Consider the following 18,707-nt stretch of genomic DNA (forward strand, 5'->3'; position numbering starts at 1 on the left):
CGGCGCCCGGCCCTCGCGCGCGGGAGGCCGGACGCCGCGCGGGTCGCCCGCCCGGCGCCGCCGCGGCCGCGCCCGGGGGTGCCGGGACGGCGCCTGCGGGGGTGCCGCCCGGTGACGCGACGGGGCCACCGTCGGGTCCGCCGGGCGGTGCGGCCCTCAGGCCCATCGCGCGGGGTCCGTCCCCCAACGGCCCGGCGGGCGGGACCAGTCGGCGGGGCCGCCCGTGAAGGAGACGGGGGGCAGGGCGTGGCGGAGACGGCCGACGGGGCCGGTCCGCTCGGCCAGCCAGGCGTCGGGGCGGTCGTACGGTTCCCCCACGGAGGCGTCCGCTACGGTGCCGGGTTCCCTCTCCGAGGTGCCCGGTACGGTGCCGGGTTCCTCCGGCGAGGGGGCCGGTGCCGTACGGGCCGGGGGGCCGGTCACCGCGCCGGGTTCCCCCTTCGAGGCGTCCGGTACGGCGCCCGGCGCCTCCGGCCGCCCGATCCCGTCCGTCAGCCACATCGCCGTGCGCGCGAGCGCCAGCCGTACGACGCGGCCGCGGCCGGACTCCGTCCGGTCGGTCAGCGCGCGCAGGACGGCCGCCGCCAGCAGGTACCCGGTTCCGTGGTCGAGGGCCTGCGCCGGCAGCGCGCCGGGCCGCCCGGGCGATCCCTCCGTCACCGCGATCCCGGTCGCCACCTGCACCAGGCTGTCGAAGCCCCGCCGCCCGCCCCAGGGCCCGTACGTCCCCCACGCCGACACCTGGGCCACCACGAGGCCCGGATCGCGCTCGGCCAGCGCCTCGGGGGAGAGCCCGAAACGGTCCAGGGCGCCGGGCCGGTACCCGGTGACGACGACGTCCGCCGCCGCCAGCAGTTCGTCGAAGGCGCGCCGGTCGGCCACCAGGTCCAGCAGTGCGGAGCGCTTGCCGAAGCCCGTGTCGGCGTGCGAGTCCGGGTCCTCGGGCAGCCGCGGCGCGTCCAGGCGCAGCACGTCGGCGCCCAGCAGGGCCAGCGTGCGGGTGGCGACCGGGCCCGCGATGACCCGGGTCAGGTCCAGGACCCGCACCCCGGAGGCCGGCAGCAGCGGACCGGTGCCGGCCGGCGGGGCGAGGAGCCGCGCGCGCCGACGGCCGCCCGCCGCCCCGCCCGGCCCGGCGGGTCCGCCCCGGCCGCCGGGCCCACCCCACTCGATCAAGGGGTGCTCCGCCAGTGCGAGGCCCTGCTCGTGTGCCGCCCACTCCTCCGGCGTGCGCAGCGCGACGGCGAGCCCGCCGGCGTCGTACACGCTCTCCTCGATCTCCCGCGCGGACCGTCCGGCGAGCAGACCGGCCACGTCCTCGGCGCCCGCGTCGTCCGCCGCCCCCAGCGCGTCCAGCAGCCGGGCCCGGTGATGCGGATAGTTCGCGTGCGTCCGCACCCAGCCGTCCGCGGTCCGCCAGAACCGGGACAGCGGAGCGAAGCCGACCGGTGCGCGCCCGTCGATCCGCAGATGCCGTTCGCTGACGAAGGCCGTCGCGACGGCGCCGTCGTCCACGCTCACCCGCGGCACCCGCGCGAGTCCGGCCCGCCGGGCCCCCAGCTCGGCGGCGGCCAGCGCGCAGGCGCCCACGCAGGCACGCGCCGACTCCCGCACGGGCAGGGCGGCTTCCAGCGCGCCCGCCCGCACCACGGTCGAAACCCCGGGGAGCAGCGCCGGGTCTCCGCCCAGCTCGTCCCATACAGCGGCGATCGGTGAATGCGTCATACCGGCACTATGCGGTGTGGACACGATCAACACCGGAGGCGGCCCGCGGCGGCGCGGCCCCGGTCGCCGCGAAGGGCGACCGGGGCCATGGGCTTTCGGCAGGCGTTACTTGACCGCCCGCAGGGCGTTGACGATGCCGAATCCGTAGAACCCGTTCACGCGCTTGCCGCCCGCGCAGGTCGCGTCGACGATCCCGTCGCCGTTGCCGTCGTACGGCGCGGTCGGGCAACCCGGGTTGTCCGCCTGGGCCTTGAGGAGGAGCTGGAGCTGGGCCGGTGAAGCCCAGGGGTACTTGGACTTCAGGAGCGCGGCCACTCCGGCGACGTGCGGGGTGGCCATCGAGGTGCCCTGTAGGAATCCGTACGTGTTGTTCGGCAGGGTGGAGAGGATGCGGCCGTTCGCCGAGGGCGTGTCCGGGATCTGGTAGCGGTCGCCGCCGGGCGCCGCGACGTCGATGACGCCGTCGCCGTAGCTGGAGAAGTAGGACTTGGCGCCCTTGACGCCGGTCGAGGAGACCGTGACGACACCGGGCAACTGGGTGGGTATGTCGAAGCACTTGTGCGGGTCGACCGTCCGTGTCGTGGCGGTCGAGTCGTCGGGGCTGGAGGCGTCGGTGAGCGCGTCCGAGTCGAGGTCGTCGTTGGAGTTGCCCGCAGCGGCGACGTTCAGCGTGCCCTTGCGCTGGGCGTACCGCTGGGCGCGGTCGACGGCGTCGACGATGGCCTTCTGGTCGGGGTCGTCGAGGCAGTTGTACAGCCACGGGTCCACGTAGTAGCTGTTGTTGGTGATCTCGACGCCGTGGTCGGCGGCGAACACGAAGGCGCACACGACGCTCTCCGGATAGAAGAGCTGGGTGGAGTCGGGCTCGGCGACGGTGATGCCGGAGACCTTCACGCCCGGCGCGACCCCCGCGACGCCGACGCCGTTGCGGGCCGCCGCGATCTCTCCCGCGACATGCGTGCCGTGGTAGTGGTCGGCGTCCACCGGGCGCCAGGACCCGTACGTCGTGTCCGGCTTGCCGCCCACGCAGTTCGCGGACTGCGAGGCGGAGAAGTTCGGCGCGATGTCGGGGTGGGTGTCGTCGACGCCGACGTCGATCACCGCGACGGTCACCTTCTTGCTGCCGGGGTTGACCGCGGCCGCCTTGTCGGCGCCTATCGCGCGCAGGTCCCACTGGTCGGCCTCGAGGGGCTCCTGGCCCGCGTCGGCGGTCTTCGCGACCCTGGCGGCCTCGGCGGCGGACAGCACCTGCACCGCGCCCTCGTCCGTCGTGCCCGCGGCCTTCAGCGGCGAGGTGCGGGTGGCACCGGCCGACCGCACTCCGCGTACCGTCCGGATCTGCCGGCCGAAGTCCGGGTTCGCCGAGTGGACGACGATCACGCCGATCTGCTCGTACGCGATGACGACACTGCCGCCGGCGGCCGCGATCGCCTTCTTCACCGACGCGATCGTGCGGTGGTCCGTCGTCGTGTTGACCACGTAGGAGAGGTTCGGCCCGTCCGCGGTCGTCGCGGCGGGCGCGGTGAGGGGGGTGGCCGACGCGACGCCCGGCAGGAAGCCGAGCGAGGCGGTGAGCGACAGAACGACCGGCACGGCGAGCGCGAGACGGTGTCTGGGTCGCAGATGAGCCATGGGATCTCCACATCATCCGGAAAACGGAGCTGCCCGAACACGGATGGTGCTCGGGCAGGTACATGACGGAATGGCGCAGGCAGAAGCTATCCCGCCGCCGACCGGGCCAGCAATGACTTGTGGCGACGACTTCCGAAAGAAGCCGGAGCCCCGCGGCGACGACTTCCGAAAGAAGCCGGGCGAGTTGAACCGGTCCACGCGTGGCGCCGTGACCTTGGGCAGGGAGCCCGAGGACGATCGATTCCTTTACCCGTATCACGGAAAGGATGCGAACGGTTGCAGTCCGTCACGAGACACACGCCGATGTGAGGTCGAAGCCGCATGTCCGTACCCGAACCGTCCCCGTCCGCCGGCCCCGACCTGTCCCCGCCCACCGTCGCAACCACACCCGCAACGCGAGGAGACGCCGTGGCCACCGACGCACCACCACCCGCGCAGACCGGAGCGCAACTCCCGTCCACCGAGAAGTTCGTCGAGATGCAGGAGAGCGCCGAGTTCGGTGAACTGCGCAGCTCGCACCGCTCCTTCGCCTTCCCGCTGACCGTCGGATTCATCCTCTGGTACCTGCTGTACGTGCTGCTCTCGAACTACGCGGGCGGCTTCATGGGCACCAAGCTGTTCGGCAACGTCAACGTCGCCCTGGTGCTGGGTCTCGCCCAGTTCCTCACCACCTTCCTCATCGCCTGGTGGTACTCGCGGCACGCGGCCGCTCACCTCGACCCCAAGGCCGACGCCATCAAGTCCCGGATGGAGGGCGGCGCATGAGCCCCGTACGGACCACCGCGCACCGGACCGTGCTGGCCGCGGGCGAGGCGAGCGAGCACCGCCCGCTGATCATCACCCTGTTCGCGGTGTTCGTCGCCGCGACCCTGGTCATCACCGTCTGGGCCGGACGCCAGACCAAGGACGCCGCCGACTTCTACGCGGGCGGACGCCAGTTCACCGGATTCCAGAACGGACTCGCCGTCTCCGGCGACTACATGTCCGCCGCGTCCTTCCTCGGCATCGCCGGCGCGATCGCCCTCTTCGGCTACGACGGCTTCCTCTACTCCATCGGCTTCCTGGTCGCCTGGCTGGTGGCCCTGCTCCTGGTCGCCGAACCCCTGCGCAACTCCGGCCGCTACACGATGGGCGACGTCCTCGCCTACCGCATGCGCCAGCGCCCGGTCCGTACCGCGGCCGGCACCTCCACCATCGTCGTGTCGATCTTCTACCTGCTGGCGCAGATGGCCGGCGCGGGCGTCCTCGTCTCGCTGCTCCTCGGCATCACCAGCGACGGCGGCAAGATCGGCATCGTCGCGCTCGTCGGCGTCCTGATGATCGTGTACGTCACCATCGGCGGCATGAAGGGCACCACCTGGGTGCAGATGGTCAAGGCGGTCCTGCTCATCGCCGGCGCCCTGCTGCTCACCTTCCTGGTCCTGCTGAAGTTCCACTTCAACATCTCCGACCTGCTCGGCAGGGCGGCCGAGAACAGCGGCAAGGGCTCGCCCTTCCTGGAACCAGGGCTCAAGTACGGCGCCACGTCGACCACCAAGCTGGACTTCATCTCGCTCGGCATGGCACTGGTCCTCGGCACCGCGGGCCTGCCGCACATCCTGATCCGTTTCTACACCGTGCCCACCGCCAAGACCGCGCGGAAGTCCGTCAACTGGGCGATCGGCCTCATCGGCGCCTTCTACCTGATGACCCTCGCCCTCGGCTTCGGCGCCGCCGCGCTGATCAAACCGGACGAGATCATCGCCTCCAACAAGGCGGGCAACACGGCGGCACCCCTGCTCGCCCTGCACCTCGGCGGCGTGGACTCCAACTGGGGCGCGATCCTGCTCGCCACCATCTCCGCCGTCGCCTTCGCCACGATCCTCGCGGTCGTCGCGGGACTGACGCTCGCCTCGTCCTCCTCCTTCGCGCACGACATCTACGCCAACGTCATCAAGAAGGGCCAGGCCTCGGAGAAGGAGGAGATGAAGGCCGCCCGGTACGCGACGGTCGGCATCGGCGCCGTGTCCATCCTGCTCGGCGCCCTCGCCCGCGACCTCAACGTCGCCGGTCTGGTCGCCCTCGCCTTCGCGGTCGCGGCCTCCGCCAACCTGCCGACGATCCTCTACAGCCTGTTCTGGAAGCGGTTCACCACCGCGGGCGCGCTCTGGTCGATCTACGGCGGTCTGGCCACGGCGGTCGGCCTGGTGCTGTTCTCCCCGGTCGTCTCGGGCAAGCCCACCTCGATGTTCCCCGACGTCGACTTCCACTGGTTCCCGCTGGAGAACCCGGGCCTCATCTCCATCCCGGTCGGCTTCCTGCTGGGCTGGCTGGGCACCCTCCTGTCCAAGGAGGAACCGGACGCCGGCAAGTACGCGGAGCTGGAGGTCCGCTCCCTGACCGGTACCGGGGCGCACTAGTCACCGGCATCGCGCGGGCCCGTCGGGGAGCGCCGGTGGACCACCACCGGTAGGTACCCACGACGGGCCCGCGCCGCGTTTCGTGGGATCGGCCGCTGTTCTCGTCGGTCCCGTCACGTAGGCTCACAGGTATCCGGAGAAAGAGATCCGCAACGAGGGAGGGGGCCCACGTGCTCATCGACACCTACGGCCGGGTCGCCACCGACCTGCGTGTCTCACTGACGGACCGGTGCAACCTCCGCTGCACCTACTGCATGCCCGAGGAGGGCTTGCAGTGGCTCGCCAAGCCCGATCTGCTCACCGACGACGAGATCGTCCGCCTGATAGGGATCGCGGTCACCCGTCTCGGCATCGAGGAGGTCCGCTTCACCGGCGGCGAGCCCCTGCTGCGCCCCGGACTGCCCGGCATCGTCGAGCGGGTCGCGGCCCTCGCCCCCCGCCCGCAGATGTCCCTCACGACCAACGGCATCGGCCTCAGGCGCACCGCGGCCGCCCTGAAGGCCGCCGGTCTCGACCGGGTGAACGTCTCGCTGGACACCCTGCGGCCCGACGTCTTCAAGACCCTCACCCGCCGTGACCGGCACAAGGACGTCGTCGAGGGCCTCGAGGCCGCCCGCGAGGCCGGCCTGACCCCCGTGAAGATCAACTCGGTCCTGATGCCGGGCCTGAACGCCGACGAGGCCCCGGACCTGCTGGCCTGGTCCATGGAGCACGACTACGAACTCCGCTTCATCGAGCAGATGCCCCTGGACGCCCAGCACGGCTGGAAGCGCGACGGCATGGTCACCGCAGGTGACATCCTCGCCTCGCTGCGCACCCGCTTCCACCTCACCGAGGAGAGCGCCGAGGAGCGGGGTTCCGCACCCGCCGAGCGCTGGATCGTCGACGGCGGCCCGCACCGCGTCGGTGTGATCGCCTCCGTCACCCGCCCGTTCTGCGCGGCCTGCGACCGCACCCGCCTCACCGCCGACGGACAGGTGCGCACCTGCCTGTTCGCCGCGGAGGAGACCGACCTGCGGGGCGCACTGCGCTCGGGCGCGCCCGACGAGGAGATAGCCGGCATCTGGCGCACCGCCATGTGGGGCAAGAAGGCGGGGGCCGGTCTGGACGACCCCTCGTTCGTGCAGCCCGACCGCCCCATGTCGGCGATCGGCGGCTGACCGGAGCGGCGGCTGACGGGGCCGGCGGGCTACTCCTCGCCGCGCTCCGCCGGCCGGGAGGCCTCCCACGCGTCGAGCGTCACGACGTCCTTCAGGAACCCGCGCACACCGAGGAACTGGGACAGGTGCTCGCGGTGCTCCTCGCACGCGAGCCAGGTCTTGCGGCGCTCGGGCGTGTGCAGCTTCGGATTGTTCCAGGCGAGCACCCACACGGCGTCCGCGCGGCAGGCCTTGGCCGAGCAGACGGGGGAGGCGGGGTCGGAACCGGGGGCGTTCAGCATCATCCTGCCGACCCTAACCGAGGCCCCGCGGCACGCGCTCCGCGCGGGTGGGCGGACCGTTCGCGGGCCGGCCCCGAGTCCGTACAAAGGCGACGCCGAGCAGCCACGGGGGGAGCTGCCCGGCGTCGGTCCGTCGCTCCGACGGGGGATGCGGAGCGCGTACGAAGTATGTCACGGGTAACCCGCCGCCCGGCACCGGAACAACATGATTGATCTGAGCTTTTCTTGAGCTTGTCCGCGCGGCGGCATTCCGTTTTCGGAGAATGCGCCGACGTCCGTACGGAGCTGAACCGGCTTTGTCCCAGGGCGAGTTCGCGCGTGGTCCGGCTCCGCTCGGGGCTCAGCCCCCGTCGCGCGGCTCGGCCCCCGGACGCGCTCCGGGACCGGTCGCGGCGTCCTCGGGGGACGGCTCCCCAGGGCCGTCCTGCCGGGGCGGCGTGATCATCGGACGCGGCTGAGCGGTGACGAACGTCGAGGGCAGCGAGGGCGCGTTCTCACGTCCGGCGTTGGCGATGACCACCGCGATGTACGGCAGGGTGATCCCGAGGACCAGGGCGACCAGGGCGACGGGCCGCTCGACGCTCCACAGGGTGGCGGCCAGGATCACCGACACCGTGCGGATGGACATGGAGATGACATAGCGGCGCTGCCGGCCGCGCACGTCGTCGTCCAGGCTCTGTCTGGCTCCGGTGATCCGGAAGACCTGGACGTTGCTCTGCTTCCTGATCACGCTCCACCACCCGCCTGTGTCGGACACTCCCGGTCCGTACCCGGCACGGACCCGTCGAGGAAGCGGGCCCGGACTGCTTCCACGGTACGCCGCGTCCGCGCCGCCTTCGAGACCGGGGCGGCCCTGTCCGGACGGACCCGGTGCGCCGTAGCGCGTACGGCACCGCCCGACATGCGCCGTACGGCGGACGGCCAGACACTGACGGTACGTCGCACGGGAGCAGTACGAGGAGGCGGACATGGGCTGGCTGTGGGCGATCATCGTCGGATTCGTGCTGGGCCTGATCGCCAAACTGATCATCCCGGGCAAGCAGCACAGCCCGCTCTGGCTGACGACCATCTTCGGCATGCTCGGCGCCATCGTGGGCAACGCCCTCGCGCGCGCCTTCGGCGTCGAGGCGACGCCCGGCATCGACTGGACCCGCCACCTCTTCCAGCTGATCGCCGCGATCGTCATCGTGGCACTGGGCGACATGGCGTACATGGCCCTGTGGGGGAACAAGAAGGCGCAGCAGCGGGCCTGACCCCGCCCGAACGGAACGAAGGGCGCGGAGCCCGAACGGAACGAAGGGCGCGGGCCGCTTCCCGGAAGCGGCCCGCGCCCTCGCTGTCGCAGGAGCGCTCAGGCGCCCGTGACCTCGATCGCGGCCAGGCTCTTCTTGCCCCGGCGCAGCACCAGCCAGCGCCCGTGCAGCAGGTCCTCCTTGGCCGGGACCGCGTCCTCGGCGGCGACCTTCACGTTGTTCACGTACGCGCCGCCCTCCTTGACCGTGCGGCGCGCGGCGGACTTGCTGGCCACCAGACCGACCTCCGCGAAGAGGTCCACGACCAGGCCGGCCTCGGCGACCTGGATGTGCGGCACCTCGGACAGGGCCGCGGCGAGCGTGCGCTCGTCCAGGTCGGTCAGCTCGCCCTGCCCGAAGAGGGCCTTGGACGCGGCGATCACGGCGGCCGTCTGGTCGGCGCCGTGCACCAGCGTCGTCAGCTCCTCGGCCAGCGCGCGCTGGGCGGCACGGGCCTGCGGACGCTCCTCCGTCTGCTTCTCCAGCTCCTCCAGCTCCTCGGGGGACCTGAAGGACAGGATGCGCATGTACGTCGAGACGTCCCGGTCGTCCACGTTCAGCCAGAACTGGTAGAACGCGTACGGCGTCGTCATCTCGGGGTCGAGCCAGACGGCGCCGCCCTCGGTCTTGCCGAACTTGGTGCCGTCCGCCTTGACCATCAGCGGCGTCGCCAGCGCGTGCACGTGCGCCGTCGGCTCCAGGCGGTGGATCAGGTCCAGGCCCGCCGTGAGGTTGCCCCACTGGTCGCTGCCGCCCTGCTGGAGGGTGCAGCCGTACCGGCGGTACAGCTCCAGGAAGTCCATGCCCTGGAGGAGCTGGTAGCTGAACTCCGTGTAGCTGATGCCCTCCTCGGACTCCAGGCGACGGGCCACGGAGTCCTTGGTCAGCATCTTGTTGACCCGGAAGTGCTTGCCGATGTCCCGCAGGAACTCGATGGCCGACAGCCCGGCCGTCCAGTCCAGGTTGTTCACCATGACCGCGGCGTTCTCGCCCTCGAAGGACAGGAACGGCTCGATCTGCGAACGCAGGCGCGTCACCCAGTTCGCGACCGTCTCCGGGTCGTTCAGGGTGCGCTCGGCCGTGGGACGGGGGTCACCGATCTGGCCCGTCGCCCCGCCCACCAGGGCGAGCGGCCGCAGCCCCGCCTGCTGGAGCCGGCGCATGGTCAGCACCTGCACCAGGTGTCCTACGTGCAGGCTGGCCGCGGTCGGGTCGAAGCCGCAATAGAACGTGACGGGACCGTCCGCGAGCGCCTTGCGCAAAGCATCTTCGTCCGTGGACAGGGCGAACAGCCCCCGCCACTTCAGCTCGTCGACGATGTCCGTCACGGTTCTCGTATCTCCTCGGGTGGTCTCGTGAATCAGGTACGAGGTTATACGCCCTGGCTGACAGAACTCATATTGAAATCCGGCACTCGCAGCGCGGGCATCGCGGCCCTGGTGAACCAGTCGCTCCACTCGCGGGGCAGCGTCTTCTCCGTCCGTCCCGCCTCCACGGCCCGGCCCAGCAGGTCCACCGGGGACTCGTTGAACCGGAAGTTGTTCACCTCGCCCACGACCTCGCCGCCCTCGACGAGGTAGACGCCGTCGCGGGTGAGCCCGGTCAGCAGGAGCGTCGCCGGGTCGACCTCGCGGATGTACCACAGGCAGGTCAGCAGCAGACCGCGCTCGGTGGCGGCGACCATCTCCTCCAGGGAGCGGTCCTCACCGCCGTCGAGGACGAGGTTCCCGATCGACGGGGTCACCGGCAGCCCGGTCAGCCCGGCGCTGTGCCGGGTGGTGGACAGGTGCCGCAGCTCGCCCTCCCGGATCCAGTCGGTGGCCCGCAGCGGCAGCCCGTTGTCGAACACGGAGGCGTCGTCGCCCGAGGCGTGCGCGAGCACGAAGGGAGCGGACTCCAGGCCCGGCTCGTTCGGGTCGCTGCGCAGCGTCAGCGGCAGTTCGCTGAGCCGCTCGCCGATGCGGGTGCCGCCCCCGGGCTTGCTGAAGACGGTCCGGCCCTCGGCCGCGTCCCGGGCGGCGGACGACCACATCTGGTAGATCAGCAGGTCCGCGACCGCGGTCGGCGGCAGCAGCGTCTCGTAGCGCCCGGCGGGCAGCTCGACGCGCCGCTCGGCCCAGCCGAGCCGTACCGCCAGCTCCGCGTCCATCGCGGCCGGGTCGACGTCCTTGAAGTCCCGCGTGGAACGTCCCGCCCACGCCGAACGCGTACGGTCCGGGGACTTGGCGTTGAGCTCCAGCGTGCCGTTCGGCTGGTCGTGCCGCAGCCGCAGCCCCGTCGACGTGCCGAGGTAGCTGGAGACGAGCTCGTGGTTGGCGAAGCCGTACAGCTCCCGCCCGCCCGCACGCGCGCGGGCGAAGGACTCGCCGAGCGTCGGCGCGAAGTCGGCGAAGACGGCGGAGGAGGTCTCGGCGGGCGCGTCCGTGAAGTCGGGGGACTCCGGCACGTCCGTCACCAGCGGCCGGCCGTCCTCGGCGGGTCCGGCGCCGCGCGCCGCGGCCTCGGCGGCCCGCACCAGGGGTTCCAGCTCGTCGGCGGTCACGGCCGAGCGCGAGACGACCCCGGAGGAGGCGCCCTCGCGGCCGTCGACGGTGGCGATCACGGTGAGCGTGCGCCCGCGGGTGACCCCGTTCGTGGTGAGCGCGTTGCCCGCCCAGCGCAGGTTGGCCGTGGACCGTTCGTCGGCGATCACCACACAGCCGTCGGCCCGGGACAGTTCGAGGGCGCGCTCGACGACCTCGTGCGGCTTGTTCGTACGGGCGCTCATCGACCGGCCTCCGACGTGGTGTTGAGGATGTTGACACCCTTGAAGAGGGCGGAGGGGCAGCCGTGCGACACCGCGGCGACCTGGCCCGGCTGGGCCTTGCCGCAGTTGAAGGCACCGCCGAGGACGTACGTCTGGGGGCCGCCGACGGCGGCCATCGAACCCCAGAAGTCGGTGGTCGTCGCCTGGTACGCGACATCACGCAGCTGACCCGTGATCCGGCCGTTCTCGATCTTGAAGAAGCGCTGGCCGGTGAACTGGAAGTTGTAGCGCTGCATGTCGATGGACCAGGACCGGTCGCCGACGACGTAGATGCCGCGGTCGACGCCCCCGATCAGGTCCTCGGTGGACAGGCCGCCCGGGTCCGGCCGCAGCGAGACGTTGGCCATCCGCTGCACGGGCACGTGCCCGGGGGAGTCGGCGTACGCGCATCCGTTGGAGCGCCCGAAGCCGGTCAGGTTCGCGATCCGCCGGTCCAGCTGGTACCCGACGAGGGTTCCCTGCTTCACCAGGTCCCAGGACTGGCCCTCGACGCCCTCGTCGTCGTACCCGACGGTCGCGAGGCCGTGCTCGGCGGTGCGGTCACCGGTCACGTTCATCAGGTCGGAGCCGTACTTCAGCTTGCCGAGCTGGTCGAAGGTGGCGAAGGAGGTCCCGGCGTACGCGGCCTCGTAGCCGAGCGCGCGGTCCAGCTCGGTGGCGTGCCCGATGGACTCGTGGATGGTCAGCCACAGGTTGGAGGGGTCGACGACGAGGTCGTACACGCCCGCCTCCACGCTCGGCGCCCGCATCTTCTCCGCGAGCAGCCCGGGCATCCGTTCCAGCTCGGAGTCCCAGTCCCAGCCGGTGCCCAGCAGGTACTCCCAGCCGCGCCCGACCGGCGGCGCGATCGTCCGCATCGAGTCGAACTCGCCGCTGGACTCGTCGACGGCCACGGCGGTGAGCTGCGGGTGCAGCCGCACCCGCTGCTGCGTGGTCACGGTCCCGGCGGTGTCCGCGTAGAACTTGTTCTCGTGGACGGTCAGCAGGGACGCGTCGACGTGGTTGACCCCCTCGGCCGCCAGCAGCAGCGCGCTCCAGTCGGCCAGCAGCCCCGCCTTCTCCTCGTCCGGCACGGAGAAGGGGTCGATCTCGTACGACGAGACCCACGTCTTCTCGGCGTGCACCGGCTCCGGGGCCAGCTCCACCCGCTCGTCCGACCCGGCCGCCCTGATCACCCGGGCCGACAGCTTCGCCATCGCCACGGCCTGCGAGGCGACCTTCGCGGCCGCGTCCATGCTCAGGTCCACACCCGACGCGAACCCCCAGGTCCCGCCGTGCACGACCCGTACCGCGTACCCGAGGTCCGTGGTGTCCGACGATCCGGCCGGCTTGGCGTCGCGCAGCCGCCAGGACGCGCTGCGCACCCGCTCGAAGCGGAAGTCCGCGTGGTCGGCGCCCAGTGCCCGCGCCCGCGCGAGCGCGGCGTCGGCGAGTGCGCGCAGCGGTAGCGCCGTGAAGGCTTCGTCGATGGAATGAGGCACCGAGGTCTCCCTGTTGTCGTGGCCCGTCGGGTCCGATCATGTCGCGCGGGCGGGTCCGGCGGCCACGTCTTTGCCGTGACCGGGCCCGTCTTTCGATCGCGAGGCGTCCGTCATCCGGCCGTACGGCCTCGGTTTTCTGTAGGGATCCGACAGCAGTCGCCCGAACCCACTGTCGGTGCCCGATTCCCTGCGGGGCCGGACGGACCGATAGGTTTTCGAGGAAGGCGCCTGTATTGCAGGGGTTTCAGTCCGCTAACGAAAGGGTGATCCGTTGAGCCGCTCGGTTCTCGTCACCGGAGGCAACCGGGGCATCGGCCTCGCCATCGCCCGCGCTTTCGCCGACGCCGGCGACAAGGTCGCGATCACGTACCGGTCCGGTGAGCCGCCGGCCGGCTTCCTGGCCGTCAAGTGCGACATCACCGACTCCGAGCAGGTGGAGCAGGCCTACAAGGAGATCGAGGCCGAGCACGGTCCGGTCGAGGTCCTGATCGCCAACGCCGGCGTCACCAAGGACCAGCTGCTGATGCGCATGTCCGAGGAGGACTTCACCTCGGTCATCGACACCAACCTCACCGGCACCTTCCGCGTGGTCAAGCGTGCCAACCGCGGCATGCTGCGCGCCAAGAAGGGCCGCGTCGTGCTGATCTCCTCGGTCGTCGGGCTGCTCGGCTCGGCGGGGCAGGCGAACTACGCCGCGTCCAAGGCCGCCCTCGTCGGCTTCGCGCGTTCGCTCGCCCGCGAGCTCGGCTCGCGCAATCTCACCTTCAACGTCGTCGCGCCCGGCTTCGTCGACACCGACATGACGCAGGCGCTCACCGAGGAGCAGCGCGCGAACATCGTCTCGCAGGTGCCGCTGGGCCGTTACGCACAGCCCGAGGAGATCGCCGCGACGGTGCGGTTCCTCGCCTCGGACGAAGCCTCGTACATCACTGGAGCCGTCATCCCGGTTGACGGCGGACTGGGAATGGGTCACTGAACCATGAGCGGAATTCTTGAGGGCAAGCGCGTCCTGATCACCGGTGTGCTGATGGAGTCCTCCATCGCCTTCCACACCGCCAAGCTGGCCCAGGAGCAGGGTGCCGAGATCATCCTGACCGCGTTCCCGCGGCCCACGCTGACCGAGCGCATCGCCAAGAAGCTGCCGAAGCCGACCAAGGTCATCGAGCTCGACGTCACCAACGAGGAGCACCTCGGGCGCCTGGCCGACGTCGTCGGCGAGGAGCTCGGCGGCCTCGACGGCGTCGTGCACTCCATCGGCTTCGCGCCGCAGGACGCCCTCGGCGGCAACTTCCTGAACACGCCGTTCGAGTCGGTCGCCACGGCCATGCACGTCTCGGCGTTCTCCCTGAAGTCGCTGACGATGGCCTGCCTGCCGCTGATGCAGAACGGCGGCTCCGTCGTCGGCCTCACCTTCGACGCGCAGTACGCGTGGCCGCAGTACGACTGGATGGGCCCGGCCAAGGCCGCCCTGGAGGCCACCAGCCGCTACATGGCCCGCGACCTGGGCAAGCAGAACATCCGCTGCAACCTCATCTCCGCCGGCCCCATCGGCTCCATGGCTGCCAAGTCCATCCCGGGCTTCGGCGAGCTGGCCTCCGTGTGGGACACCCGCGCCCCGCTGGAGTGGGACCTGAAGGACCCGGAGCCGGCCGGCAAGGGCGTCGTCGCCCTCCTGAGCGACTGGTTCCCGAAGACCACGGGCGAGATCATCCACGTGGACGGCGGTCTGCACGCCATCGGCGCGTGACACTCGTCGCAGGTTCCGACGCCCCGTTCCCCGCAGCGCGCGGGGGGCGGGGCGTCGCCCGTTCGGCCCAGTCGGCCGGGCGGCCCGGACCCCGCGAGCGGCACGCTGGGAGCACGCACCGCCCGCCCCGCAGCCGTACGGCCGAGGAGGTCCCCTTGTGCGCCTGTCCCACCGCTTTGCTCCGGTGTTCGCCGCTGTCGCCCTCGTCATGGCCGTTCCGCACGACGCGATGCCGCACCCGCGCGCGGAGGACGTGGGCGGAGGCTCCTGGCCGCCCGGGATCGAGACGGCGCGGCGGGCCGCCGTGCCCCAGCCGTTCGGCGCCGAGTGCCGGACCACGGTCACCGGCTCCCACGTCGTCGCGTACTGCCACAACCCCTATGTGGGCACCGACCGCGTCGCCCTGCACGTCGAATGCGCCCGCTGGTGGGACATCGACGGCGACAGCGTCCCGGTCGACGTCGGCCCCGCGATGACGGTCCGGCTGACCGGCCGCTGCTGGAAGGAGATCCGCACGGTCTGGATCACCCACGGGGAATGAGGTCCGTGCCCCGGGCCGCCGCGGTCCGGTGCGGCACCCCGGGCCTACGCCGGCCCGGGCCGGCACTGGAAGGGATAGCTCGCGGCCTCCGCGGCCGCCGCGTCCGCGTCGCCCGCCCTGATCGCGTCGACGAGCAGGGCGTGGTCCATGTACGACTCCGGCGTCAGTTCCTCACCGACGTCCCCGCGCAGCCAGTCGCGCAGCACCTCGCCCAGATCCGCGTACATCGCCGTCATGACGTCGTTGCGGGACGCGGCCACCACCGCCAGGTGGAAGGTCGCGTCGGCGGCCACGAAGGCCTCCGCGTCGCCCGACTCCCAGGCCTCCTCCCGGCGCCCGAGGAGCGCGTCCAGCTGCTTGAGGTCGCGCTCGGTGCGCCGCTCCGCGGCCAGCCGCGCGGCGCTCGACTCCAGCGTGGACCGCAGCTCGGCGATGTGCCGGGGGTCGGCGTCCGCGAACCGGCGGTGCATCACGCCCGCCAGCTCGCTGGTCGCCACGACGTAGGTCCCCGATCCCTGCCGGATGTCCAGCAGCCCGTTGTGGGCGAGCGCCCGGACGGCCTCGCGCACGGTGTTGCGGGCCACGCCGAGCTGGTCGACGAGCTCCGGCTCGGTGGGGATGCGGGAGCCCACCGGCCACTCGCCCGAGGTGATCTGGTTCCGCAGCTCGGCGATGACCTGCTCGGACAGGGCCGAACGGCGGGGATGGCTCAGCGGCATGACGGTCCTTCGTACGGGCCCGGGTGTGATCGTTCGCGCGCGGGCCGGAGGCTCCGGAGATTAACGCAGCCCGATGGGGCAACCAATCATCCCATGATTCTATGATGGGCCTCATGCTCCCCGAGGAAACCCGCACGCCGACGCCGTCCCCGCCGATGCACCGCTCCACCGGGAGCACGGCACCCGACACGCCCTCCGCGCGCGCGTGGGCGACACGGCTCGTGGTCGTCGGCGTCGTCCTCGCCGCCCTCAACCTGCGCCCGGCCATCACCAGCCTCGGCGCCCTCCTCGAAGAGGTGCGCGACGGCCTCGGCATGAGCGGCGGCCTCGCCGGGCTGCTCACCTCCGTACCACCCCTGTGCTTCGCCGTCTTCGGCGTGACCGCACCGCGGCTCGCCCGCCGCTTCGGGCCCGCCGCCGTCGTCTGCGCGGGCATGGCGGCCATCGCGACGGGCCTGGCCGTGCGCCCGTACGCCGGGGGCACGGCCGGGTTCCTGGCCGCCAGCGCGCTCGCGCTCATGGGCATCGCCGTCAGCAACGTCCTGATGCCGGTGATCGTCAAGCGCTGGTTCCCCGACAAGGTCGGCTCCATGACGGGCCTCTACTCGATGGCCCTCGCCCTCGGCACGTCGGCCGCCGCGGCGGCGACCGTCCCCATGACCGACGCCCTGGGGGACGACTGGCACTCCGGCCTCGCGGTGTGGGCGGGACTCGCGGCGGCGGCCGTCCTGCCGTGGATCCTGCTGGTACGCGCGAAGGGCACCGAACCCGGCACCGGTGACCGCGAACCGGCCGCGCCCGGCACGGCCCCCGCCGACGACCGCGCGCCTTCGACGACGGCCCCCACCGGCACCCCGGCCCCGGCTGCCGCCGCCGTCACCCCCCACGGTCCCGCCGACGACGGCCTGCGCATCACCCGCAGCCGTACGGCCTGGGCCCTCGCCGTCTTCTTCGGGCTCCAGGCGACCGCCGCCTACATCACGATGGGCTGGATGGCGCAGATCTTCCGCGACGCGGGCGTCGCCGCGGGCACCGCGGGACTGCTCCTCGCCGTCACCATGGTGATGGGCGTGCCACTGGCCTTCGTCATCCCCCGCCTCGCCACCCGCCTGCCCCGCCAGGGGCCCATCGTGGTCGTCCTGGGCCTCAGCGGACTCGCCGGATACGCGGGCCTCTACCTGGCCCCGGCGGCGGGCGCCTGGGCCTGGGCCCTGCTGCTCGGCATCTCGAACTGCGCCTTCCCCCTGGCGCTGACCATGGTGGGCATGCGGGCCCGGACGGGCCCCGGCGTCGCCAAGCTGTCCGCGTTCGCCCAGAGCGCCGGCTATCTGATCTCGATCCCGGGCCCCCTGCTCGTGGGCGTGCTCTACCAGCACAGCGGCGGCTGGGGCCTGCCCCTCGCGATGATGGCCGGGCTGATGCTCCCGCAGATCGGGGTCGGCATCCTGGCGGGCCGCGACCGCACGGTGGAGGACGAGGCCGCCGGATGACCCCGTCCCCGGGAAACGGGCCCCGGGGACGGCGCGACGGACGAAGAGTGCGAGACTGGCCGCATGCCTGTGCTCGACCCGAACCCCCAGAACGGCCAGAAGAAGCTGCTGCTCGTGCTCGGCGCGATGCTGGCCATCACCGTGATCATCGGCATCGTCGCCTCCGTCGCGTCCCCGTGAACGGTGCGGCCCCGTGCCCGGCGGCGCCGCGCTGACCACCGCGGCGCCCTCGCCGTCGCCCCCCTCCGGCCCCGGGGGTGGGGATAACCCCCCATCCCCTAGGGGGTGAGGGTCAGGGTCAAGTGGGTGGATCACCGGATGGGCCGGAGGCCGCGGATTCCGTAGCTTCGAATCGTGACCGCGAACCGCGGTCGGGGGATCACTCGAAGACTCACGGAGGCGGCATGTCGGCCCCTACGCACACCCGGCCCCGCCCGGCGACCACGGGCCGCGTCGACATCCGGCTGCCCTGGTGGGCCCTCGCCCTGCCCACGCTCGCCTTCATCACCCTGCTGCTCATGATCCTCAACCCGGTGGACGCGCACGCCGCGACCGGCGACCCGGCGATCACCCACCTGTTCGAGAGCGTCCGGCAAGCGGTCCTGCACAACACTCCGTGAGCCGTGGAGCCCGGACCGGTCTCACCCCGCCCTCCCCGGGAGGGACGGCATCACCCCTGACGGGACAGGGTCCACCCCCGCCGGGGGACCGCATCAACTCCCTGCGCCCCATGGCATGTTTCGTGCGAAGCTGGGACGCATGAGCGTCGCAGAACCCCGCAGGATCATCCTCTTCCGGCATGCGAAAGCCGACTGGCCGCAGATCTCCGACCATGAGCGGCCGCTCGCCGACCGGGGCCGCATGGACGCCGCCGTCGCCGGACGCAGACTGGCCGACACCGGCATCCCCCTGGACCTGGCCCTCTGCTCCACCGCGGTCCGCACCCGCGAGACGTGGAAGCACGCCGTCCAGGAGCTCCCGCACCGGCCGAAAACGGTCTACGAGGAGCGGATCTACGAAGCCTCGCCCGGCGAGCTGATCGCCGTGCTCAACGAAACCCCGGACGACGCGCACGACGTGATCCTGATCGGTCACAACCCGGGCATGCACGCCCTGACCGACATCCTGGCGAGCCGGGCCGAGGGCGACACCCGCGCACGCATGAACGCCCACGGTTTCCACACCGCGGCCTTCGCGGTGCTCTCCTTCGACGGCCCCTGGAAGTCCCTGGAGCCCGCGACGGCCACCCTGACCGAATACTGGGCCCCGACGGAGTGACCCCACCGCGGTGACGTACGGGGGCCCGGCACCACCACGGTGCCGGGCCCCCGTACGTCACCAGGGACGCTCAGTGCGCGTCGTCGTCCTCGTCCATGTCGGCGGCCTCGACCTCTTCACGGGTGACGCCCAGCAGATAGAGGACCGTGTCGAGGA

At 72.0% G+C, this 18,707-nt stretch carries 19 protein-coding genes; 11 read left to right on the top strand and 8 right to left on the bottom strand.

Features of this window, described 5'->3' with window-relative positions; all coding sequences use genetic code 11:
* Window positions 1–156: 156 nt before the first annotated feature.
* A complete protein-coding gene (locus CW362_RS38845) occupies window positions 157–1,725 on the bottom strand; it encodes a CoA transferase (RefSeq protein ID WP_103554298.1) in 1,569 nt (522 codons plus the stop codon).
* Window positions 1,726–1,830: 105 nt separating this feature from the next.
* Entirely contained in the window at window positions 1,831–3,357 is a 1,527-nt protein-coding gene (locus CW362_RS38850) for a S8 family serine peptidase (protein WP_103554299.1), read from the bottom strand.
* Between the two features lie 408 nt (window positions 3,358–3,765).
* Between CW362_RS38850 and CW362_RS38855 the strand changes: the two genes are divergently transcribed.
* The 3 genes from CW362_RS38855 to moaA all read left to right on the top strand — a co-directional run bounded on the left by CW362_RS38855 (window position 3,766) and on the right by moaA (window position 6,916).
* Window positions 3,766–4,122, top strand: coding sequence for a DUF485 domain-containing protein (locus CW362_RS38855; protein ID WP_103554300.1), 357 nt, complete (start codon window positions 3,766–3,768; stop codon window positions 4,120–4,122).
* On the top strand, window positions 4,119–5,756 hold the full coding sequence (locus CW362_RS38860; protein ID WP_103554301.1) for a solute symporter family protein: 1,638 nt from the start codon (window positions 4,119–4,121) through the stop codon (window positions 5,754–5,756). The genes CW362_RS38855 and CW362_RS38860 overlap by 4 nt, the downstream gene beginning before the upstream one ends.
* A 170-nt stretch (window positions 5,757–5,926) precedes the next feature.
* Complete coding sequence (gene moaA / locus CW362_RS38865; protein ID WP_240658281.1) at window positions 5,927–6,916, top strand: GTP 3',8-cyclase MoaA; 990 nt, start codon at window positions 5,927–5,929, stop codon at window positions 6,914–6,916.
* Window positions 6,917–6,945: 29 nt separating this feature from the next.
* On the opposite strand, the gene CW362_RS38870 is transcribed toward moaA, so the two are convergent.
* Both CW362_RS38870 and CW362_RS38875 read right to left on the bottom strand, forming a co-directional pair.
* Window positions 6,946–7,200 carry a hypothetical protein gene (locus CW362_RS38870; RefSeq protein ID WP_103554303.1) on the bottom strand — a complete coding sequence of 85 codons (255 nt, stop codon included), beginning with the start codon at window positions 7,198–7,200 and terminating at the stop codon, window positions 6,946–6,948.
* Window positions 7,201–7,537: 337 nt separating this feature from the next.
* Window positions 7,538–7,927, bottom strand: a complete 390-nt coding sequence (locus CW362_RS38875; protein WP_376452842.1) for a DUF3099 domain-containing protein — start codon at window positions 7,925–7,927, stop codon at window positions 7,538–7,540.
* Window positions 7,928–8,165: 238 nt separating this feature from the next.
* Here CW362_RS38875 and CW362_RS38880 point away from each other — a divergent pair, with 238 nt between their 5' ends.
* Window positions 8,166–8,450, top strand: coding sequence for a GlsB/YeaQ/YmgE family stress response membrane protein (locus CW362_RS38880; protein ID WP_103554305.1), 285 nt, complete (start codon window positions 8,166–8,168; stop codon window positions 8,448–8,450).
* A 98-nt stretch (window positions 8,451–8,548) separates the two neighbouring features.
* Here the strand turns inward: CW362_RS38880 and tyrS are convergent, their stop codons facing one another.
* Genes tyrS through CW362_RS38895 form a run of 3 tightly spaced genes read right to left on the bottom strand, consistent with a single transcriptional unit; the run spans window position 8,549 to window position 12,776 of the window.
* On the bottom strand, window positions 8,549–9,817 hold the full coding sequence (gene tyrS, locus CW362_RS38885) for a tyrosine--tRNA ligase (protein WP_103554306.1): 1,269 nt from the start codon (window positions 9,815–9,817) through the stop codon (window positions 8,549–8,551).
* Between the two features lie 44 nt (window positions 9,818–9,861).
* Entirely contained in the window at window positions 9,862–11,256 is a 1,395-nt protein-coding gene (locus tag CW362_RS38890; protein ID WP_103554307.1) for a metallopeptidase TldD-related protein, read from the bottom strand.
* Entirely contained in the window at window positions 11,253–12,776 is a 1,524-nt protein-coding gene (locus tag CW362_RS38895) for a TldD/PmbA family protein (protein WP_103554308.1), read from the bottom strand. The genes CW362_RS38890 and CW362_RS38895 overlap by 4 nt, the downstream gene beginning before the upstream one ends.
* Window positions 12,777–13,047: 271 nt before the next feature.
* On the opposite strand from CW362_RS38895, the gene fabG reads away from it, so the two are divergent.
* The 3 genes from fabG to CW362_RS38910 all read left to right on the top strand — a co-directional run bounded on the left by fabG (window position 13,048) and on the right by CW362_RS38910 (window position 15,064).
* Entirely contained in the window at window positions 13,048–13,752 is a 705-nt protein-coding gene (gene fabG, locus CW362_RS38900; RefSeq protein WP_103554309.1) for a 3-oxoacyl-[acyl-carrier-protein] reductase, read from the top strand.
* A gap of 3 nt (window positions 13,753–13,755) precedes the next feature.
* A complete protein-coding gene (gene fabI, locus CW362_RS38905) occupies window positions 13,756–14,523 on the top strand; it encodes an enoyl-ACP reductase FabI (protein WP_037623747.1) in 768 nt (255 codons plus the stop codon).
* Between the two features lie 157 nt (window positions 14,524–14,680).
* Complete coding sequence (locus CW362_RS38910) at window positions 14,681–15,064, top strand: hypothetical protein (protein WP_103554310.1); 384 nt, start codon at window positions 14,681–14,683, stop codon at window positions 15,062–15,064.
* A gap of 44 nt (window positions 15,065–15,108) precedes the next feature.
* On the opposite strand, the gene CW362_RS38915 is transcribed toward CW362_RS38910, so the two are convergent.
* Window positions 15,109–15,783, bottom strand: a complete 675-nt coding sequence (locus CW362_RS38915) for a FadR/GntR family transcriptional regulator (protein WP_103554311.1) — start codon at window positions 15,781–15,783, stop codon at window positions 15,109–15,111.
* 113 nt (window positions 15,784–15,896) lie between these two features.
* On the opposite strand from CW362_RS38915, the gene CW362_RS38920 reads away from it, so the two are divergent.
* The 4 genes from CW362_RS38920 to CW362_RS38930 all read left to right on the top strand — a co-directional run bounded on the left by CW362_RS38920 (window position 15,897) and on the right by CW362_RS38930 (window position 18,551).
* The gene (locus CW362_RS38920; protein ID WP_376452834.1) at window positions 15,897–17,273 is read left to right on the top strand and encodes a CynX/NimT family MFS transporter; all 1,377 of its coding nucleotides are present in this window, start codon (window positions 15,897–15,899) and stop codon (window positions 17,271–17,273) included.
* A 63-nt stretch (window positions 17,274–17,336) separates the two neighbouring features.
* Window positions 17,337–17,453, top strand: coding sequence for an SGM_5486 family transporter-associated protein (locus tag CW362_RS45400; protein WP_268255577.1), 117 nt, complete (start codon window positions 17,337–17,339; stop codon window positions 17,451–17,453).
* Between the two features lie 224 nt (window positions 17,454–17,677).
* Window positions 17,678–17,893, top strand: a complete 216-nt coding sequence (locus CW362_RS38925; protein ID WP_103554313.1) for a hypothetical protein — start codon at window positions 17,678–17,680, stop codon at window positions 17,891–17,893.
* Between the two features lie 139 nt (window positions 17,894–18,032).
* Entirely contained in the window at window positions 18,033–18,551 is a 519-nt protein-coding gene (locus CW362_RS38930) for a SixA phosphatase family protein (protein WP_103554314.1), read from the top strand.
* Window positions 18,552–18,707: the final 156 nt, after the last annotated feature.

This window comes from Streptomyces populi (assembly GCF_002911015.1).
GTDB classification, from domain to species: domain Bacteria; phylum Actinomycetota; class Actinomycetes; order Streptomycetales; family Streptomycetaceae; genus Streptomyces; species Streptomyces populi.

Excerpts from the sequence above, each read along its gene's own strand:
- CW362_RS38870 (WP_103554303.1), bottom strand. The coding sequence starts at position 7,200 with ATGATGCTGAACGCCCCCGGTTCCGACCCCGCCTCCCCCGTCTGCTCG.
- fabI (WP_037623747.1), top strand. The coding sequence starts at position 13,756 with ATGAGCGGAATTCTTGAGGGCAAGCGCGTCCTGATCACCGGTGTGCTG.
- CW362_RS38890 (WP_103554307.1), bottom strand. The coding sequence starts at position 11,256 with ATGAGCGCCCGTACGAACAAGCCGCACGAGGTCGTCGAGCGCGCCCTC.
- CW362_RS38845 (WP_103554298.1), bottom strand. The coding sequence starts at position 1,725 with ATGACGCATTCACCGATCGCCGCTGTATGGGACGAGCTGGGCGGAGAC.
- CW362_RS38925 (WP_103554313.1), top strand. The coding sequence starts at position 17,678 with ATGTCGGCCCCTACGCACACCCGGCCCCGCCCGGCGACCACGGGCCGC.
- CW362_RS38930 (WP_103554314.1), top strand. The coding sequence starts at position 18,033 with ATGAGCGTCGCAGAACCCCGCAGGATCATCCTCTTCCGGCATGCGAAA.
- CW362_RS38860 (WP_103554301.1), top strand. The coding sequence starts at position 4,119 with ATGAGCCCCGTACGGACCACCGCGCACCGGACCGTGCTGGCCGCGGGC.
- CW362_RS38880 (WP_103554305.1), top strand. The coding sequence starts at position 8,166 with ATGGGCTGGCTGTGGGCGATCATCGTCGGATTCGTGCTGGGCCTGATC.
- CW362_RS38915 (WP_103554311.1), bottom strand. The coding sequence starts at position 15,783 with ATGCCGCTGAGCCATCCCCGCCGTTCGGCCCTGTCCGAGCAGGTCATC.
- CW362_RS38850 (WP_103554299.1), bottom strand. The coding sequence starts at position 3,357 with ATGGCTCATCTGCGACCCAGACACCGTCTCGCGCTCGCCGTGCCGGTC.
- CW362_RS45400 (WP_268255577.1), top strand. The coding sequence starts at position 17,337 with ATGCCTGTGCTCGACCCGAACCCCCAGAACGGCCAGAAGAAGCTGCTG.
- CW362_RS38920 (WP_376452834.1), top strand. The coding sequence starts at position 15,897 with ATGCTCCCCGAGGAAACCCGCACGCCGACGCCGTCCCCGCCGATGCAC.